The organism is Bradyrhizobium sp. (assembly GCF_035309285.1).
Classification (GTDB): Bacteria; Pseudomonadota; Alphaproteobacteria; order Rhizobiales; family Xanthobacteraceae; genus Bradyrhizobium.
The window spans coordinates 41,055-58,013 of record NZ_DATGFH010000088.1 but is presented as its reverse complement, the minus strand read 5'-3'; the positions used below and the strand labels follow the sequence as shown (position 1 = coordinate 58,013).

At 59.5% G+C, this 16,959-nt stretch carries 13 protein-coding genes and 4 pseudogenes; 13 read left to right on the top strand and 4 right to left on the bottom strand.

Annotation, left to right across the window (positions count from 1 at the left end; all coding sequences use genetic code 11):
* Positions 1 to 123: 123 nt before the first annotated feature.
* Positions 124 to 855 carry an FAD-dependent monooxygenase gene (locus tag VKR55_RS17250; RefSeq protein ID WP_324405149.1) on the bottom strand — a complete coding sequence of 244 codons (732 nt, stop codon included), beginning with the start codon at positions 853 to 855 and terminating at the stop codon, positions 124 to 126.
* Positions 803 to 1,252: an FAD-dependent monooxygenase gene (locus VKR55_RS17245; RefSeq protein ID WP_324405139.1), complete on the bottom strand. Its 450-nt coding sequence runs from the start codon at positions 1,250 to 1,252 to the stop codon at positions 803 to 805. Before VKR55_RS17245 ends, VKR55_RS17250 begins: the two co-directional genes overlap by 53 nt.
* Before the next feature lie 191 nt (positions 1,253 to 1,443).
* On the opposite strand from VKR55_RS17245, the gene VKR55_RS17240 reads away from it, so the two are divergent.
* The 9 genes and pseudogenes from VKR55_RS17240 to VKR55_RS17195 form a co-directional block, all read left to right on the top strand.
* Positions 1,444 to 2,451, top strand: a complete 1,008-nt coding sequence (locus tag VKR55_RS17240) for a helix-turn-helix transcriptional regulator (protein WP_324405137.1) — start codon at positions 1,444 to 1,446, stop codon at positions 2,449 to 2,451.
* Between the two features lie 182 nt (positions 2,452 to 2,633).
* Entirely contained in the window at positions 2,634 to 3,194 is a 561-nt protein-coding gene (locus tag VKR55_RS17235; protein ID WP_324405135.1) for a hypothetical protein, read from the top strand.
* Between the two features lie 36 nt (positions 3,195 to 3,230).
* Positions 3,231 to 3,836, top strand: a complete 606-nt coding sequence (locus VKR55_RS17230) for a tyrosine-type recombinase/integrase (RefSeq protein WP_324405134.1) — start codon at positions 3,231 to 3,233, stop codon at positions 3,834 to 3,836.
* Positions 3,833 to 4,021, top strand: a complete 189-nt coding sequence (locus tag VKR55_RS17225) for a hypothetical protein (RefSeq protein WP_324405133.1) — start codon at positions 3,833 to 3,835, stop codon at positions 4,019 to 4,021. The genes VKR55_RS17230 and VKR55_RS17225 overlap by 4 nt, the downstream gene beginning before the upstream one ends.
* Before the next feature lie 261 nt (positions 4,022 to 4,282).
* Positions 4,283 to 4,378 (top strand): annotated as a pseudogene (locus VKR55_RS17220) (SDR family oxidoreductase); the annotation flags it as partial.
* Between the two features lie 46 nt (positions 4,379 to 4,424).
* Positions 4,425 to 5,238, top strand: a pseudogene (locus tag VKR55_RS17210) (N-acyl homoserine lactonase family protein).
* 67 nt (positions 5,239 to 5,305) lie between these two features.
* Positions 5,306 to 6,831, top strand: a pseudogene (locus VKR55_RS17205) (fumarate hydratase).
* Between the two features lie 233 nt (positions 6,832 to 7,064).
* Entirely contained in the window at positions 7,065 to 7,730 is a 666-nt protein-coding gene (locus VKR55_RS17200) for a trimeric intracellular cation channel family protein (protein WP_324405128.1), read from the top strand.
* A 344-nt stretch (positions 7,731 to 8,074) separates the two neighbouring features.
* Positions 8,075 to 8,267, top strand: a pseudogene (locus tag VKR55_RS17195) (LrgB family protein); the annotation flags it as partial.
* Positions 8,268 to 8,367: 100 nt separating this feature from the next.
* On the opposite strand, the gene VKR55_RS17190 reads toward VKR55_RS17195, so the two are convergent.
* Complete coding sequence (locus VKR55_RS17190) at positions 8,368 to 10,146, bottom strand: PHA/PHB synthase family protein (RefSeq protein ID WP_324405127.1); 1,779 nt, start codon at positions 10,144 to 10,146, stop codon at positions 8,368 to 8,370.
* A 483-nt stretch (positions 10,147 to 10,629) separates the two neighbouring features.
* The gene (locus VKR55_RS17185; RefSeq protein WP_324405126.1) at positions 10,630 to 11,343 is read right to left on the bottom strand and encodes a GntR family transcriptional regulator; all 714 of its coding nucleotides are present in this window, start codon (positions 11,341 to 11,343) and stop codon (positions 10,630 to 10,632) included.
* A gap of 138 nt (positions 11,344 to 11,481) precedes the next feature.
* On the opposite strand from VKR55_RS17185, the gene VKR55_RS17180 reads away from it, so the two are divergent.
* Genes VKR55_RS17180 through VKR55_RS17165 form a run of 4 tightly spaced genes read left to right on the top strand, consistent with a single transcriptional unit; the run spans position 11,482 to position 16,957 of the window.
* On the top strand, positions 11,482 to 12,501 hold the full coding sequence (locus VKR55_RS17180) for a TRAP transporter substrate-binding protein (RefSeq protein ID WP_324405124.1): 1,020 nt from the start codon (positions 11,482 to 11,484) through the stop codon (positions 12,499 to 12,501).
* Positions 12,502 to 12,545: 44 nt separating this feature from the next.
* On the top strand, positions 12,546 to 14,384 hold the full coding sequence (locus tag VKR55_RS17175) for a TRAP transporter large permease (protein ID WP_324405148.1): 1,839 nt from the start codon (positions 12,546 to 12,548) through the stop codon (positions 14,382 to 14,384).
* Positions 14,385 to 14,425: 41 nt separating this feature from the next.
* On the top strand, positions 14,426 to 15,979 hold the full coding sequence (locus VKR55_RS17170; RefSeq protein ID WP_324405122.1) for a class I adenylate-forming enzyme family protein: 1,554 nt from the start codon (positions 14,426 to 14,428) through the stop codon (positions 15,977 to 15,979).
* Between the two features lie 39 nt (positions 15,980 to 16,018).
* Positions 16,019 to 16,957 (top strand): AEC family transporter, encoded by a 939-nt coding sequence (locus VKR55_RS17165; protein WP_324405121.1) that lies wholly within the window; start codon positions 16,019 to 16,021, stop codon positions 16,955 to 16,957.
* The last annotated feature ends 2 nt before the right edge of the window (positions 16,958 to 16,959 follow it).

The following is a 16,959-nucleotide window of genomic DNA, read 5'->3' as shown; positions in this document are numbered from 1 at the left end:
GCATGGCGCGGATTGAGCGGTGGAACCGCGGCTCGCCGGCCATGCGGTGTTCGGCATAATCCTGAATGATTATCGCATCAGCCGGAGCATTGGATCGTGTCCCAGGTTACAGTCCGGCGCCAATTACGGCGCCGCAACGAGCGACATGAAGCGGCGCCGGAACATCTCCTCGCCTCGTCGGCGCAAAGCCTCGTTGCGCGTGGCGGGCGGCAGGCGAAAGCTGTGGGCGACGGCCTCACTTTCCTGGTGCACCCAGATTACTCGCGCTCGCCGCCTCGCGACATAAGACTCAAGGGTCTCGATCAGTGTGGCTTTCTCGCGCAGACTCTCGGCGAGCACCCAAGCATCTTCCATCGCCATGCAGCCGCCCTGGCCCATCATCGGAGAGCTCGCGTGGGCGGCGTCACCAATCAGAATCACCCGACCGCTATGCCATTTCTCGAGCGCAACCCGGTCAACCGGTCCGCAATGGATCTGCTCGTCGCACTTCAGCGCCGCGAGATATTCTTGGACGATCTCGCCGAAGCCGGCGAAGTGGCGGCGCAAGCGATCGAGCCGGCCGGCCACCGGCTCGTGAGTCCGCGGCTCGGTGATGTTGCCAAAACCATAGGTGCGTCCGTTGCCTACCGGGCAGAGCCCGAAGAAGCGACCCTCGCCCAGGAGGAACTGTAGCTGGGTGAGGCCGCACGGGCGGATCGGCGCGACGCTGCGCCAAGCCATTGCGCCGCTGTAGGCAGGTGGCGTCGTGCTTAGCGTGAGTAGTCGCACGGTCGACGAGATCCCGTCCGCGCCCACGACCAAGTCATAGACACCGGACGAGCCGTCGGCGAAAGCGACCGAAACCGCGGTCGTCATGCTCAACCAGGGCCTGGATCGACACGCCCAACCGATAGGGCATCCCCCGGATACCGGCGACCAGAATCTGCTGCAGGCGTGTTCGCTCGATCCCGATGAAGGGGCCGACATCGCCCCAGAGTGCCTCGAGATCGTTCTCTGACAGGTTCTCGCCCGCCTGGTCGCAGAAGCGCCACAGGCGAACGCGCGTCCCTTCCCGCTCCACCGTGGCGTCGAGGCCAAGCGCGCGCAACATGCGCATGCCGTTCGGTTGCACCGCGATACCACCACCCTCGGCGCGCCATTCCGTGCTACGCTCGATGAGTTCCACCGTGAAGCCTTGCTGGTGGAGCGCGCGACCGAGCGTGAGCCCGGCGATCCCGCCTCCGACGATCAGTACTGTGTCAATTTCGGCCACTTCCGTTTCCGATCGCGGCGCTTTCGTGGGCGAAGGCCTTGCGCCGCTCGCGCAAGACTAGCCGGATCGGCAAGGGCTGGCTTGGACCGGAGAGAACGACGACTTGGACCGGGAAGAACATATGCGATAATGTCCGCTGAGGCTTCACAGGCGGCCTTCCCCCGCCTGCCCTTGAAGAGGAGGGATCGGCGATGATGCCCTTCGAAGACACCTGTACCAGCTTCCGGTTTTCGACCGATGGCTTGCCCGAAGCGGCCCGCGCCAAAGCGGTGCGTGAGCTTTACGAACACACAAGCCTGCCCGGCAAAATTGAGCCGCTCGAGCCGCTGCCGGATTGTAGTGTCCGAGCCGACATCACCAAGCGCAAACTGCCGGGCCTCGGTGTCATGTCCGGCACGCTCCGCGGACTGCGCCAGGCCGCCCGACCCAGAGGGTCCGTCTCCAGCGACGAGGACGATCTCTTGCTTGCCGTCAATGTGAGCGGGCACAGTACGGCGCAGCAATGCGACCGAGAGTTGACGCTGCGGGACGGCGATGCCGTGTTGGCAACTCGCGGCTCGAACGGCTTCACCATCACGCGCCCGACGCCTGTGCGCTTCATGGGATTCCGTGTGCCGCGCGATGCAATTGCGCCACTCGTCGGCAGGCTTGATGACGCTCCGATCAGGGCTGTTCCGCGCGGAACCGAAGCGCTGAATCTGCTGGTCACCTACACGGGTGCAATTGCCGATGACATGCCCCTTCGGGCGCTCGAGGTCCAGCGGCTCGTCGTCACCCACATCCACGATCTCATCGCGGTGACTTTGGGTGCCACGCGGGACGGTTGGGCGATCGCGGAGGGGCGCGGCATCCGTGCCGCCCGACTGCGCGCGATTGTCGCGGACATAACCGCTAATCTCGGCGACTCCGGTCTGACCGTCGCCGCGATAGCGCAGCGCCAACGCGTGACGCCGCGATACGTTCACAAGCTTTTCGAAGGAGAGGGCCTAGCCTTCTCCGCATTTGTTCTCAGGCGGCGACTTGCGTACGCTTACCGGATGTTGAGCGATCCGCGCCTTGGCCACCGCAGCATCAGCTCGGTGGCGTTCGAGGTCGGATTTGGCGATCTTTCCTATTTTAATCGTGCATTCCGGCGATGCTATGGCGCGACACCGTCGGAGATCAGACAATCGGCGGAAAGGAGCGGTTCGCCTCGCTGATCGCGACCCCGACTGCAGCTTTAACGCCTTGGTATTGCAGGCGCGGTCGGACTTCCGTTCTGGCGCACGGACGCCTCCCACTTTCGCAGAAGTTCATACCGAGACACGCCAACAGCCGCACGGCATCCTTGGCTCCTCAACAATGAGGAGCCAAGAACATGTCCTATCCGACAGAAAAGAACGTGCAGCGCGACGCGATCATTATTGCCCAATATCGCGCCGAGCTGGAGCGCTTGAACTACGTCAGAGGTTCGATCAACGTCTATCTGCACTCGATCTGGAGGCTCTTCCGGCTGATGGAAGAGCAAGGTATCGCACTCGGCGATCTGACGCCGGATGACGCGGCCGATCTGGTTCGTCGAGCATCACGGCGCTGCGACCGCCAGCAATATGTGGTCTTCATCGTCAAGCGCTTCGTCGAGTATCTGGCGGCGCAGGGGATAACAAAGCCGGCAGCGTCGCCGACGCCGGCGGAGATGACTCGCGCCGCCCTGCGGCGCGATTACGAGGATTATCTTCATCGCCAGCGGGGGCTCAGCAATAAGACGATCACGAGCTGTTGGTACGTCGCCAACCGGTTCCTGACCTTCCGCTTCGGCGGTAAGGATCTCGACCTCGGTCGGATGACACCCGGTGACATCGTCGCCTTCCTTCAGAGGCAGACGGGGCGCAAGACGCCTTATCGGGACAAGACCCAGCCGACACACCTGCGCAACTTCTTCCAGTATTTGTTCAAGGAGTGACGGACCGCCACCAATCTGGCGCTATGCATCCCGAAGGTGGCACAGCGATATGCGGCGCGGCTTCCCCGTCATCTGGCGCCGGAACAGGTGGAAGCTGTTCTTGCCGCGGTGCGAAGCGATCCCCGCTTCGGACGGCGCAATCATGCGATGATTCTCCTACTCGCGCGTCTTGGTCTGCGAGCTCCGGTAGTGATTGCTATCCAGCTCGACGATATCGAATGGCGCGCGGGCGAGCTGATCATACGAGGCAAGGGACAGCGACATGATCGGGTGCCGATCCCACCCGACGTTGGCGAAGCGCTGGCCGATTATATCCGCCATGACCGCGTGTCCACGTCTCGCGCACTATTCGTCAGTACCAGGGTGCCACACGGCCCCTTCAAGGATGGGCAGGTGCTCAACGCCATTCTCAAGGATGCATTTGCCCGCTGCGGGGTGAAGCCGCCATGTCCCTATGTAGGATCGCATGTCCTGCGCCATAGCCTTGCGACCAACCTCGTGCGCCAGGCGGCATCGCTGGATGAGGTGCGTGACGTGCTGCGCCATCGCTCCCGTGCCTCCACCCTCATCTACGCCAAGGTAGATATCGAGGGCCTCCGCTCGATCGCCCAGACCTGGCCGAGCATGGGAGGCGCGGAATGAATCTCCGCCAAGAACTCGATCGCTACCTGACGATTCGCCGCAGTCTGGGCTACGATCTCCGCACGAGCGAGCGGATACTGAGACGCTTCATCGCCTTCGCCGAAAGCTACGGCGCCAATCACGTCAGCACCGACCTGTTCGTGAAGTGGCAGGATGCGTTCGGCCACGCGAGCCGACAAACCTAGGCTGCTCGGCTCTGCATTGTGCGGCTGTTCGCGCAGTGGCTGCATAATCTCGATCCGTCCCATGAGATTCCGCCGCAGGGTCTGATTCCAAACCGGTCCCGACGCCCCCGGCCGTATATCTACAGCGAAGAGGAGATTGGGAAGATCGTCGCAGCTGCAGCCGCGTTACCTTCGGTCTATGGCATGCGCGGGCTGACCTTCTCGACCCTGTTCAGCCTCATCGCGATGACTGGACTGCGGATCAGCGAGGCGCTCGGTCTCGACGTTGTGGCGAACGCGACCCTCTATCTCGCGAGCGACGCCGCCAAATTCATCACGGGGATAGAGATGCCTGTCGACGGCGGCCGCACTATCTGACGAGCGTCGGTCACGGCACTGGATCGGCCAAATGCTGGAGTGCAGGATGTATGAAATCTATGCGATCAGATATGCCACGTTGGCCGAACGCAGGTCGCACGAGAATTTCATTCAAAGAGACATGCACGATGGTCCAATGCCGTTGGACTTTTACATATGGCTCATCAAGGACGGCAACCGGAACATCCTCGTCGATACCGGCTTCAACCGATCTGCCGGGGAGCGCCGCAACCGCAAGCTGACCATTCCGCCTGAAGTCGCGCTCGAAAAAAATGGGTGGCGATCCATCGTCGATCACGGACGTGATCATCACGCATCTGCACTTTGATCACGCAGGCAATCTCGATAACTTTCCGCACGCCAGGTTTCACATTCAAGAGCGCGAGATGGCCTATGCAACAGGCCGTTGTATGTGTCATGCGTTCTTCCGGCAACCATTTGACGTTGATCCCGTGGTTGACATGGTACGGCATGTCTATGCCGGCCGCGCCGTCTTCCATTGCGGGCATTCTTCCGTGGCACCGGGCCTCGACCTGCACTGGGTGGGCGGACATTCTGATGGCCTTCAGATCGTAAGGGTTCAGACTGCGAGAGGATCTATCGTCCTCGCCTCTGATGCCGCTCATTTCTATGATAACATGCGGAAAAAGAACCCCTTTCCCCTCGTCTATAACGTCGGTGACATGATTCAGGGATGGCAGACCATCGCTGCTTTGGCGGAAGACGAAACGTGCATTGTCCCTGGTCATGATCCCGCTGTCGCAGACCTTTTCTCCAAGATGCGACCAGGCGGAGTAGAGGCGTTCCTTCTGCACGAAAGGCCGAAAGAAGAAGCATGGAAGCGCTTCGCCGCGGCATGACTCTCCCGTCGCATTTCGGCCCTGTCGGGATTGGGTCAATGTGACAGGGCGTTGAGGGAGAACGAGCATGACAACGATCATCAAGGAAGATGATGTGATCTGCAGCGTTGCTGATGCCCTGCAATTCATCTCTTACTATCACCCCGCCGACTACATCAAACATCTCGCCAAGGCTTATGAAATCGAGGAGAGTCCGGCGGCCAAGGACGCTATCGCGCAAATCCTGGTGAACTCGCGCATGTCGGCGCTGGGAAAGCGCCCGATTTGCCAGGACACCGGTATGGTGAGCGCCTTTGTCAAGGTCGGCATGAATGTTTGTTTCGAGACTTCGCGTAGCCTGTCCGACCTCATCAACGACGGCGTAAGGCACGCCTATACAAACGACAGCAACCCGTTGCGCGCTTCCATCGTTTTCGATCCACTGTTCTCGCGACAAAATACTCGCGACAATACGCCCGCGGTCGTACATGCAGAGCTCGTGCCCGGGGATCATCTCCAGATAACGCTCTGCGCCAAGGGCGGCCGATCGGAGAACAAGGCTCGTTTTGTGACGCTCAACCCGAGTGATTCAGTGGTGGATTGGGTGTTGGATACGGTGCCGAAACTGGGCGCCGGCTGGTGTCCGCCCGGCATGATGGGAATCGGCATCGGTGGCAGCTGTGAGAAGGCCATGTTGCTCGCGAAGGAGGCGCTGCTCGAGCCGATCGACATGTCGAACCTTCTGTCCCGTGGTCCGAAAACACCTGAAGAAGAAATGCGGATCGAACTTTTCGAAGAGATCAACGCGCTCGGCATCGGCGCCCAAGGACTGGGCGGCCTTACCACCGTCGTCGACGTGAAGATCAAGACTTTTCCGACCCACGCGGCCTCCATGCCCGTTGGGCTCGTACCGCAATGCGCTGCCAATCGCCACGTGCATTTCGTGCTGGATGGCAACGGCCCGGCGCACTTCGATCCGCCTGACCTCCGCGATTGGCCGCAGGTTGCGCTCGACCGCACCGCGCACGCGGCGCGGCGCGGCGCGTGGACCTGAACACCCTCACGCGCGAGGCGGTTTCAACGTGGCAGCCCGGCGAAATACTTCTGCTCTCGGGATCCCTGCTCACGGGGCACGACGTGGCACACAAACGCTTGACCGACATGATCCGGCGAGGCGAGCCGTTGCCGGTCGATTTCCGCAACCGTGTGATTTACTATGTCGGCCCCGTCAATCCTGTTCGCGAGGAAATTGTCGGATCGGCTGGTCCGACCACCGCGACGCGCATGGACAAATTCACCGAGACAATGCTGGCCGAAACGGGTCTCGTTGCCATGATCGGCAAGGGCGAGCGTGGGCCACAAGCGATTGAGGCGATCAAGAGGCATCGCGCCGCTTATCTGGTGGCGGTCGGAGGTGCCGCTTACCTTGTCGCGAAGGCGATCAAGTCGTCGCGCCTTCTCGCCTTCGGCGATCTTGGCATGGAAGCGATCTACGAATTCGAAGTTGAGGACATGCCGACAACGGTCGCAGTGGACTGCGAAGGCAACTCAATCCATCAGCTTGGCCCTGCGAGATGGCGCAGACCTCTTGGCAGCAAGTCCATCCCGGCGTGACGCCGCCAAGGATGCTCCTATTCAATTGCGGCGGGATTTACCAGACCGCAACTCCCTGGCCGGGTCTCACTGCGGAACAAGCTAGTTCGCATATCAGACGTTATGGAAATGAGCCAGTGGCCGACTTTGGCCTGCTCCTTCACTTAGGCACTGAGCTAACCTGATCCATTACGCGGCGCTGGACGGGTCCTGCCGTCGCACCCTTTACGAAGAAGCTGTATAAGAGGTGCACCATGGATCAGCTTCCGATCGTGCTTGATCTAACGGGCACCTTCGTCTTTGCGCTTAGCGGCGCATTGGCTGGGGCCAAGCGAGAGCTCGATGTGTTCGGCGTTCTGGTCCTGTCTTTCGCGGCCGGAAATTCCGGAGGCATCAGCCGCGACCTCCTGATCGGGGTCGTTCCTCCCGGGGCCGTCGAGGATTGGCGCTATCTCGGGGTGTCATTCCTCGCCGGCGCCGTGACCTTCTACTTCTCGCCCCTGATCGTGCGGATGTCGAATTCGATCCTAATTTTCGACGCGGCAGGTCTTGCGCTGTTTGCCGTTACGGGCGCGTCGAAAGCATTGGCTCATGGGCTGAACCCGGTCATGGCGATATCGCTCGGCGTGGTGACCGGGATCGGGGGCGGCATGGTGCGGGACGTGCTGCTGGCCGAGATTCCTACGGTGCTGCGCGCCGAACTCTATGCCGTTGCCGCGTTGGTCGCGGCCGCCATCGTGGTGATCGGTCACATGCTGCAGCTGCCGGTTGCTCCGGTGACGGCGGTAGCGCTGGTTTCATGCTTCTTGCTCCGCATCATGGCGATCAGACGCGGTTGGCGGCTGCCGGTCGCGAAAATCAGGGAACGAGACGATCCGAATGTCGTGAAGAAGAATTCAAAGGATATCGGACGATCTTAGATCGGGAGCGTCGAAGGGCTGGTACTGGCGTTCGGCTCAGGCTGTCTAGAGATTTGACCACCTCCACTCCCTTGCTCGCCGTCGCGGCTGCCGGGTTGAATTCGTCGGCCACGTGGGGTCTTTGCTTATTCTTAGAACCGAACTTTTTGCGTATGAAGCAGGGGCACCGGTCCACGGCGACGAATCTCCAAACTTTTGACCACCCCCTATCTGCTCCGAGCTTAGAGGCGGCTACCGTAAGGCACCAAGACATTCGGGAATTTTGGTGGCGGCGCTGGCGAGACGCCGCCGTGAACGAGCGCTCAGTTTCTTGAAACTCCGATTCTCGATTAAAATTGCAAACGTTGGTGAACCGCACAGGCATCACCGATTTTCGGGCACGCGGCTTTGCGGCCGGGATCGCGGCGCATGGCATCGGCACCGCGTGCATTCCAAATCGACGAGGTCGCTGGCGTGTTTTCCGGGATTGCTATGAGCTTAAATGCGCTGGTCACATCATTTCTCGTACTGCTCGCGGTCACCGTGCTGATGCGATAATGCGTCTGTCACAGAAGGTCAGGCCTGGCATAGGTTAAGGAAGGCTGGGGTAAGTTGGGTCAGCCGCATCCAGCTCATCGGCTCGCGCAATTGCAGCAGCCTACGACCTCACCAGCACATACGAACCAGGGGCATCCTCAATAATCGGCAATTTGCCGCCGCCGGGCTCACGGGCAGGAACACGTTCTCCGTCAAGTTGCGTCACCCATTCGTCCCAAAGCGGCCACCATGATCCTTGATGAGCCGCAGCGTGGGCGAACCACTCGTCCGGATGGGGTGGCAAGTTGTCGTTTGTCCAGTGGCCATACTTGCTGCCCGGCGCACTGATCACGCCAGCCATATGTCCCGACGCCGACAAAACGAACTTAACCGGTCCGGAATACAACCGTGTTGCGGCATATGTCGATTTCCAGGGAGCGATATGATCTTCGCGCGTAGCGAGAATGAAACTCGGCGTTGTGACTTTCGACAGATCGATCGGCGTACCGGCGAGACTTATTCCTCCGGGCTTTGACAACAGATTCTGCTGGTACATCTTACGCAGATAGAATGAATGCATGGTCGCTGGCATGCGCGTTGAGTCCGAATTCCAGAACAAGAGATCGAACGGCAGCGGTTCTTTGCCGAGCAGGTAGTTGTTGACGACGAAAGACCAGATCAGGTCATTCGCTCTCAACATGTTGAACGAAGTTGCGATGTCCTGAGCATCGAGATAGCCACGTTCGGACATCCGCTTTTCGAGTGAGGCAAGCTGCTCGTCATCGATAAAGACCGCCATGTCGCCGACGTCGGTAAAATCGACAAGCGTCACAAAATAGGTTGCACTCGCGATCCGGTCGTCGCTCTTCGCCGCCGAATAAGCGGCAGTTGAGGCGAGCAACGTGCCACCGAGGCAATATCCAATCGCATTGATGCGCCGCTCTCCGCTCGCGATTTCGATCGCATCTAGCGCTGCCAGAGGTCCCTCGAGCATGTAGTCTTCAAAGGCCTTTTTCGCGAGCTTCTCATCGGGATTCACCCAAGAGATAACGAAAACGGTATGTCCTCGATCGACGGCCCACTTGATGAAGGAATTTCTTGGCTGCAAATCGAGGACATAGAATTTGTTGATCCACGGCGGAACGATAAGCAGCGGTCGTTTTCGAACTTCGCTCGTTGTGGGGCTGTACTGGATTAGTTGCATCAATTCGTTCTGGTAGACGACCTTTCCACGAGTGGTCGCGATATTCTCGCCCAGACGGAAAGCGTTCATATCCGCCATGGTGATCGCAAGCCGACCACCGCCACGCTCCAGATCGTCAAGGAGGTTCTCCAGACCGCGGAGTAGGTTCTGTCCGCCAGACTCAAGGGTTGCGGTGAGAACTTCGGGATTAGTCGCGATGAAGTTCGAGGGCGAGATGGCATCGACAAATTGGCGCGTGTAGAAATCGACCTTGCGCGCTGATGCCTTGTCCATACCCTTTACATCGCGGACAGTCGAAAGGATCGATTTCGCGGCGACGAGATAGCTCTCCTTTACAAAGCTGAAGATCGCATTCTCGCTCCAATCGGAATGCTTGAATCGCTTATCTTTCGGCCTATCGTTCTCGTCCGCGCGGCGCATTAACATGCGCTCCGCTGTTTTCTGCCAAATCGCCAAGCCGCTATTCATGAGGTCTATCTGAGCACTCGCCACGGCAGTTGGGTCCATCATGACCTTGCTCATGAGGTCGAGAAAATCGAGACCGAGCGTTGAGGTATCTCCCATGCCGAACCTCGTCGCGTCCGTCTGATTGGATACGAAGCGCTGCATCAGCGTCTGGCTCTGTTGCGCGATTTTCTGGAATTGCGCGGCGAGGACGAGAGGATCCCACGTTGCGTGGGCCGATTTGCCAACCATGTTTCTTCCCAATCGTTAGCGGCCTCTTGACTGGAGGCTCGCGTGGTTTCCGAGGAGACTAGCACCTCATCAGGGACGACTGAAAATTGACTATTTCGATTTCACCACCGGTTCGGCCCATGGCGAAACGTGAATTGGCAAGATCGCTAGCGCGAAATGGAACTCGTCCAAGATTTATTGCGGCGCGGCTGCACGTTGTGCGTCGCGAGACGCCCCACTTGCACGATTACGACAATTGCGTCCCAATGAAAGTAGAGGGCGAGTGGAGCTCAGTCTCCGCGTTGCTCCCAAGGAGGGGCCCGGCGCGCACCACGCTCGTCGGGCTTCTTCTTGGCGGCTGAGAGGAGCAATCCTCGCCGCTCGCGAATGGTCAACGAGGCGGTCGAGCGATCTCCGATTTTGTGACGCAGACCCTCTCGTGATGTCAGCCGCTTGGTATCGCTACCTGTGCACGGATTGCACCAGCCAACCCGATGTCGCCTATCAGCGGATACGTCGCGTGCGGCGCTGACGCATCTCTTGCTCTGAAGACTCCTGCTGCGCCTTCAGGCGTTGCACGAAGATCTTGGCCGCTCTGGAAATGTGCCCCCGGCTCAGTGTCTCTGCTCTTGCGCCGTCACCGGCGATCACAGCATCGAGTATGGCGACGTGCTCGCCAAGAATGGTCTGCGGCATCTGCGAGTCATCTCGCAGCACCTCCCCCATGACGCGGCGCAGATAGGGCCAGTGAGGGGCGGTCGTCTCAGCTATCAATGCATTGCCGGAAAGCTCGTTGATGAAAGCGTGAAAGCGCATGTCGGCTTCGATCTGCTTGTTCAGCGAGCCGCTTTCGACGGCGACGCGGCCCTCTTCCAGATAGGCAGGTCCCTCAATCTTCGCCCGTTCGGGGTCTCGCTCGGCCGCCAGACGCGCGGCCAGGCCATCCAACATGGCGCGTATCTCATAGAGATTTCGAACAAAATCGACGTCGAGCGGGGCAACGATAAGGCCGCGACCGGGAGCCTCGCGGACCAATCCTCGATCGCGGAGCAGCAGGAGAGCCTGCTGGACCGGCTGGCGCGAAACCCCGTAGGCGCGGGCCAGCTCGTCCTGAATCAGGCGGGAGTTGGCCGGCAGCTCGCCCCCCACGATTTCAGAAACGATAGCATTTACAACCTGTTCCACCAGGGTCGGCTGGGTTTGAACGAGGGCCGGCATGCGAACTCCTAAGGTCTGACCAGCAAATCTCTAGCACTGCAAGGCGAAAAAAGCTATTGATCTGCATTCGAATTCAGAATATGTATTCCGTATTCGAATTCAAGCCGCGAGAGTGCGGTTTTCCATGGGAGGATGCAAATGCTCACTGTGAGCCGTCGTTCGCTTTTGAAATCTGCAGTTGGCGTCGTTGCTACTGGGGCTCTTCTGAAGAGCCCCGCGGTGTTGGCCCAAGCGCCGATCAAGCTCAAATTGGGCAACGATCTGCCGGACACTCACTCGGTGAATGTGAGGCTCAAGGAAGCGATCGAAGCCATCAACGCCGATACCAAAGGCCAGCTTGCGATCAGCCTGTTTCCAAACAACCAGCTGGGCAGTGACACCGACATGATGACCCAGTTGCGGTCGGGCGCGCTCGAACTTGCGACCATGCCGGGTACTGTCCTCTCGACGCTCATTCCGACCGCCTCGCTCACCGGCGTCGGCTTTGCATTTACTGGTTACGACAAGGTGTGGGCGGCGATGGATGGCGAGGTCGGCAAGTTCATCAGCGGCAACATCGAAAAGGTCGGGCTCGTTCCGTTTGAAGCCGTGTGGGACAACGGCTTCCGCCAGATCACCAGCAGCACCCACCCGATCAAAACGCCGGAAGATCTCGCCAACTTCAAGATTCGGGTGCCCGTCGTACCGTTGTGGGTCGCGATGTTCTCGGCGTTCGGAGCGGCCCCGGTCAGCATCCCACTCAACGAAGCCTACTCGGCCTTGCAGACGAAGATCGCCGACGGTCAGGAGAATCCGTTGGCGCTGATCGAAGCCGCGAAATTCTATGAAGTGCAGAAATACTGTTCTCTCACCAATCACGCTTGGGACGGGTTCTGGTTCCTGTCGAGCGCAAGAATCTGGAAGACCATTCCGCAGGATGCGCAGCAGGTGATGCAGAAGCATTTCAATGCCGCCGCCAAGAAGCAACGCGACGATATCGTCAAGGCGAACGTCGAATATCAGAAAGCCCTTGAATCCAAGGGCCTCACCTTCAACACGACCCAAGCCGAAGTCTTCCAGGCCGCGCTTGCCAAGACGTCATTCTACAAGGACGCGAAAGCCAAGTTCGGCGACCAGGCATGGTCGTTGCTGCAAAAATACGCTGGCAACATTGGTTGATCGCCGTGCATCTTGTCGAGGAAACCATCGTACCGCCGCTCCGGATGACCGGGGTGGCCGGAGCTCTGCAAAAGGCAGAACAGCTGCTTGGTTCAGTAGTCGCGGCGGTAGCCGCGCTGCTCGTGGTCGCGGAAATCATCGTGTTGTTCACGGGCGTTTCCGCGCGCTATTTTTTCCAGAAGCCGATTATCTGGTCGGATGAACTCGCCGGGATATTGTTCCTGTGGCTTGCGATGCTGGGCGCGGTGGTCGCTTTCCAGCGCGGCGAGCACATGAGGATGACGGCGATCGTCAGTCAAGTCGGACCACGCCGGCGAGCCTTCTTCGACGTGCTTGCGATCGCGGCACCGCTGGCGTTTCTCGTTCTCGTGATTCAACCGGCTTGCGACTTCGCCTCTGACGAATCGCTCGTCTCGACGCCGGCGCTCGACATTTCGAGCTTGTGGCGAGCCGCGGCGCTGCCGGTCGGTTTAGGTCTGATGCTGGTGATTGCCCTGCTGCGGCTCTCGGCCTTCGGCAACTTGCGGCTCGCGGCGAGCGCGGTCGGCGTCGTTGCCGCGACCGCAGCGGCACTCTACGCACTCAGCCCGGTGCTGATTCCGCTTGGCAACCTCAACCTTCTGATCTTCTTCGTCGGGCTGGTAGCAATCATGGTGTTCGCCGCGGTTCCGATCGCGTTTGCCTTTGGCCTTGCAACCTTTGCCTACATCACGCTGACAACGAGTACACCAGCGACAGTCGTGATTGGTCGCATGGACGAAGGCGTGAGCCATCTCATCCTGCTGTCGGTACCTTTGTTCGTCTTCCTCGGCCTCTTGATCGAGATGACGGGAATGGCACGTGCCATGGTCGCGTTCCTCGCAAGCCTGCTGGGCCATGTCCGCGGTGGCTTACAATATGTGCTGGTCGCGGCGATGTATTTGGTGTCCGGCATCTCAGGCGCGAAGGCGGCGGATATGGCGGCGGTTGCCCCCGTACTTTTCCCCGAAATGACCAAACGTGGCGCCAAACCCGGCGATCTGGTCGCGCTGCTATCAGCGACGGGCGCACAGACAGAAACCATCCCGCCGAGCCTTGTTCTGATCACCATTGGTTCGGTCACCGGAGTTTCAATCGCCGCACTGTTCACCGGCGGCCTGCTGCCAGGATTGGTCCTCGCGGTGATGCTATGTGCCGTGGTTTGGTACCGCTACCGCAAGGAAGACCTGTCTCACGTCAAGCGCGCCGCTTGGGGTGAGGTAGGTTCCACTTTCCTGATCGCCTTGCCTGCAATCGCTCTGCCCTTTGTCATCCGTGCGGCTGTGGTTGGCGGTGTCGCGACCGCAACTGAGGTGTCCACCATCGGCATCGTCTATTCAGCGCTCGTGGGTCTTCTCATTTATCGTAAGTTCGACTGGCGCCGCCTCTATCCGATGCTGACCGAAACCGCGGCGCTCTCCGGCGCAATTCTCCTGATCATCGGCGCCGCCACCGGCATGGCGTGGGCGCTGACGCAGTCGGGTTTTTCCACCTCGCTCGCCGCGTTTATGACCGGTCTGCCCGGTGGCGCACCGGTGTTCATGGCGGTGACGATCGTCGCCTTCATCGTGCTGGGCAGCGTGTTGGAAGGCATTCCCGCCATCGTGCTGTTCGGGCCGTTGTTGTTTCCGATCGCCAAGCAGGTCGGCGTGCATGAAGTGCACTACGCCATGGTGGTCATCCTCGCGATGGGTATCGGCCTGTTCGCTCCACCTTTCGGTGTCGGATATTACGCCGCCTGTGCGATCAGCCGCATTCATCCTGACGAAGGCATCAAGCCGATGATCGGCTACGTGCTCGCGCTTCTGATCGGCACGATTGTGATTGCTGCCGTGCCCTGGTTCTCGATTGGACTGCTGCACTGAAGCCAACTGCAATTCCGTATTCACAATTCGAGGAGCGGAACGTGAAGGACCTTTTGAATTTCGGTGAAATGCTTTCGGTGCACGCGCGCCTATCGCCTGACAAGATAGGCGCTCGCGACCTCGAACGCGCCATGACGTTTGCTCAGTGGAATGAGCGCGCGTGTCGCCTCGCCAACGCCCTGCTTGGCCTTGGGCTCGTCAAAGGCGATCGAGTCGCGATCCTTGCCTACAACTGCGTCGAATGGTGTGAGATCTTTGCCGCCACCGCCAAAGCGGGTCTTGTCGCGTTGCCCATCAACTTCCGCCTGGTAGGCAAGGAAGTGCAGTTTATCGTGGACAATGCGGATGCGTCTGCTTTCATCGTCCAGGACGAACTCGTTGGCGTGGTGGAGGAAATCCGCAACGACCTGCCGATCAAGCGGGACCGGTTCATCCATTTCGGCACACGGCCCTGCCCCGCGGGCTATCGTTCATACGAGAACTTTCTCGCGCACGGTATTGCTCGCGAACCAGATCAGCTGGTCGCGCTGTCTGATCCTTGGACGCTGATGTATACCTCCGGGACCACAGGCAATCCCAAAGGCGTTGTAAGAAGCCATCGCAGCGCGGTGTTGCTATCAATGGTCACCGAGATCGAGCTCGGGCTGCATCGAAACGACGGTGCGCTGCTGGTCATGCCGATGTGCCATGCCAATTCGCTCAATTTCTTTGGCGCTTTCGGCTACTGCGGCGGTGTCAACGCGATCTATTCTCGCAGGAGTTTCGATCCCGAGCACTGCGTCAAAACTCTCGCGGAAGGCGGCTCCACCTTCACCTCGCTGGTGCCCACCCACTATATTATGATGCTTGGACTGCCCGAAGCGATCCGCGGCAAATACAATTTTGATGCTGTTACCAAGCTGATGATCTCGTCGGCGCCTGCGCGCCCCGAGACCAAACGCGAAGTGATGGAAATGTTTCCAAAATCGGGTTTGTTCGAGCTCTACGGCGCGACCGAGACCGGGTGGGTGACGATGCTTCATCCACACGAGCAGTTCACCAAGCTTGGGTCTGTTGGTCGCGAATGCGTCGGCGCCGCGCCGATCAAGATCCTTGACGAGGCCGGCAACGAAGTTCCTGACGGCGAAGCGGGCGAACTCTACTCGTGTAACGCGCACACATTCGATTGCTACTGGCGTCTTCCGGAAAAGACCAAAGAAGCATTCCGCGGAAATTATTGCACCGTCGGAGATATGGCCCGGCGCGATGGTGACGGCTACATCCACCTCTCCGACCGCAAGAGTAACATGATCATATCCGGCGGAGAAAACATCTACCCGTCCGAGATCGAGTCTCTGGTCGGTGTTCACCCGCTGGTCAAGGACGTCGCCGTGATCGGGCTTCCCGACGAAAAATGGGGCGAGCGCGTCCACGCGGTCATCGTCTTGCATGATGGCGCGGCATTGAAGGAGAGCGACCTCATCGAATGGTCGAAGGATCGCATGGCCGGCTACAAGCGTCCGCGATCCTATTCGTTCATTGCCGAAAGCGAGATGCCACGTAACGCCACCGGCAAGGTGCTGCATCGTGAACTGAAAAAGAAGCTCACGAACTGAGTTAGCGAGCCAGCCCGAATCGCTTCGAGCCCCAAGACCATGCACGCCGTCCTGAACTCCGCCTTTCCGATCTTTGCATTGATCCTGACCGGGTTCATTTGCGGCTTCTTTGGCGTCTTCGACCGAACGGCGACCGACAACCTGAACCGCTTCGCAGTTTACCTGGCGCTACCATCGCTGATGTTCGTGGCGATGTCCAAGATTACGTTGGACCAGGTGCGCCAGTTGGGTTTTGTCGGAGCATTTTGTGGCGGCTTTGCAATATGTTTTGCAGTCGCGTTCCTAATCAGCCGCCTCCGCGGAAGACGCATTGCCAGCGCCAGCATCGAGGGACTCGACGCAGGCTACAGTAATGTTGGCTTCATGGGCATTCCCATGTGCCTGTTGGTGTTTGGGCCGGAAAGCGCGCCGGCCTCGATTATCGCCACTTTGTTTACGGCTTGCGTGCTGTTCCTGTTCGCAATTGCAGTAATCGAAATCGATTTGCGGAAGGGGAGCGATTTCTGGTCAACGGGCGCCAAGATCGCCCGCGCATTGTTCACTAGCCCTCTCCTGATCGCGCCAGTCGCCGGCCTTGCTATCGGCCTGAGTGGTCTCGCCCTGCCTGCGCCGTTGATGAGCTTTACGACGCTGCTAGGAGGGGCTGCTTCACCAGTCGCGCTGATCTGCATCGGGCTGTTCCTTGCTCAGGAGCGTGTGGTCAGTCACGACGCAGTGTCGATCGGGGTTCTGGTCTCGCTCAAGCTTATCTTGCAGCCCCTGGTGACCGCGCTTCTTGCGTTCTATGTCTTCTCAATGCCGCCATTGTGGTCGCACTCCGCCGTGATTCTGAGCGCGCTGCCGATCGGGTCCGGGCCCTTCACCATCGCAAAGCTATATGGACTAGAGGCGGGAGTAACCTCCGGCTCGATTCTGGCTTCACATGTATTTGCCGTTCTGACCGTCTCACTGCTGGTCGGATGGTTCGCCCTAACTTGACG

Bases quoted from the DNA above. Each gene is read 5' to 3' on its own strand.
- VKR55_RS17250 (WP_324405149.1), bottom strand. From the start codon at position 855: ATGACGACCGCGGTTTCGGTCGCTTTCGCCGACGGCTCGTCCGGTGTC.
- VKR55_RS17240 (WP_324405137.1), top strand. From the start codon at position 1,444: ATGATGCCCTTCGAAGACACCTGTACCAGCTTCCGGTTTTCGACCGAT.
- VKR55_RS17225 (WP_324405133.1), top strand. From the start codon at position 3,833: ATGAATCTCCGCCAAGAACTCGATCGCTACCTGACGATTCGCCGCAGT.
- VKR55_RS17200 (WP_324405128.1), top strand. From the start codon at position 7,065: ATGGATCAGCTTCCGATCGTGCTTGATCTAACGGGCACCTTCGTCTTT.
- VKR55_RS17190 (WP_324405127.1), bottom strand. From the start codon at position 10,146: ATGGTTGGCAAATCGGCCCACGCAACGTGGGATCCTCTCGTCCTCGCC.
- VKR55_RS17185 (WP_324405126.1), bottom strand. From the start codon at position 11,343: ATGCCGGCCCTCGTTCAAACCCAGCCGACCCTGGTGGAACAGGTTGTA.
- VKR55_RS17180 (WP_324405124.1), top strand. From the start codon at position 11,482: ATGCTCACTGTGAGCCGTCGTTCGCTTTTGAAATCTGCAGTTGGCGTC.
- VKR55_RS17175 (WP_324405148.1), top strand. From the start codon at position 12,546: ATGACCGGGGTGGCCGGAGCTCTGCAAAAGGCAGAACAGCTGCTTGGT.
- VKR55_RS17165 (WP_324405121.1), top strand. From the start codon at position 16,019: ATGCACGCCGTCCTGAACTCCGCCTTTCCGATCTTTGCATTGATCCTG.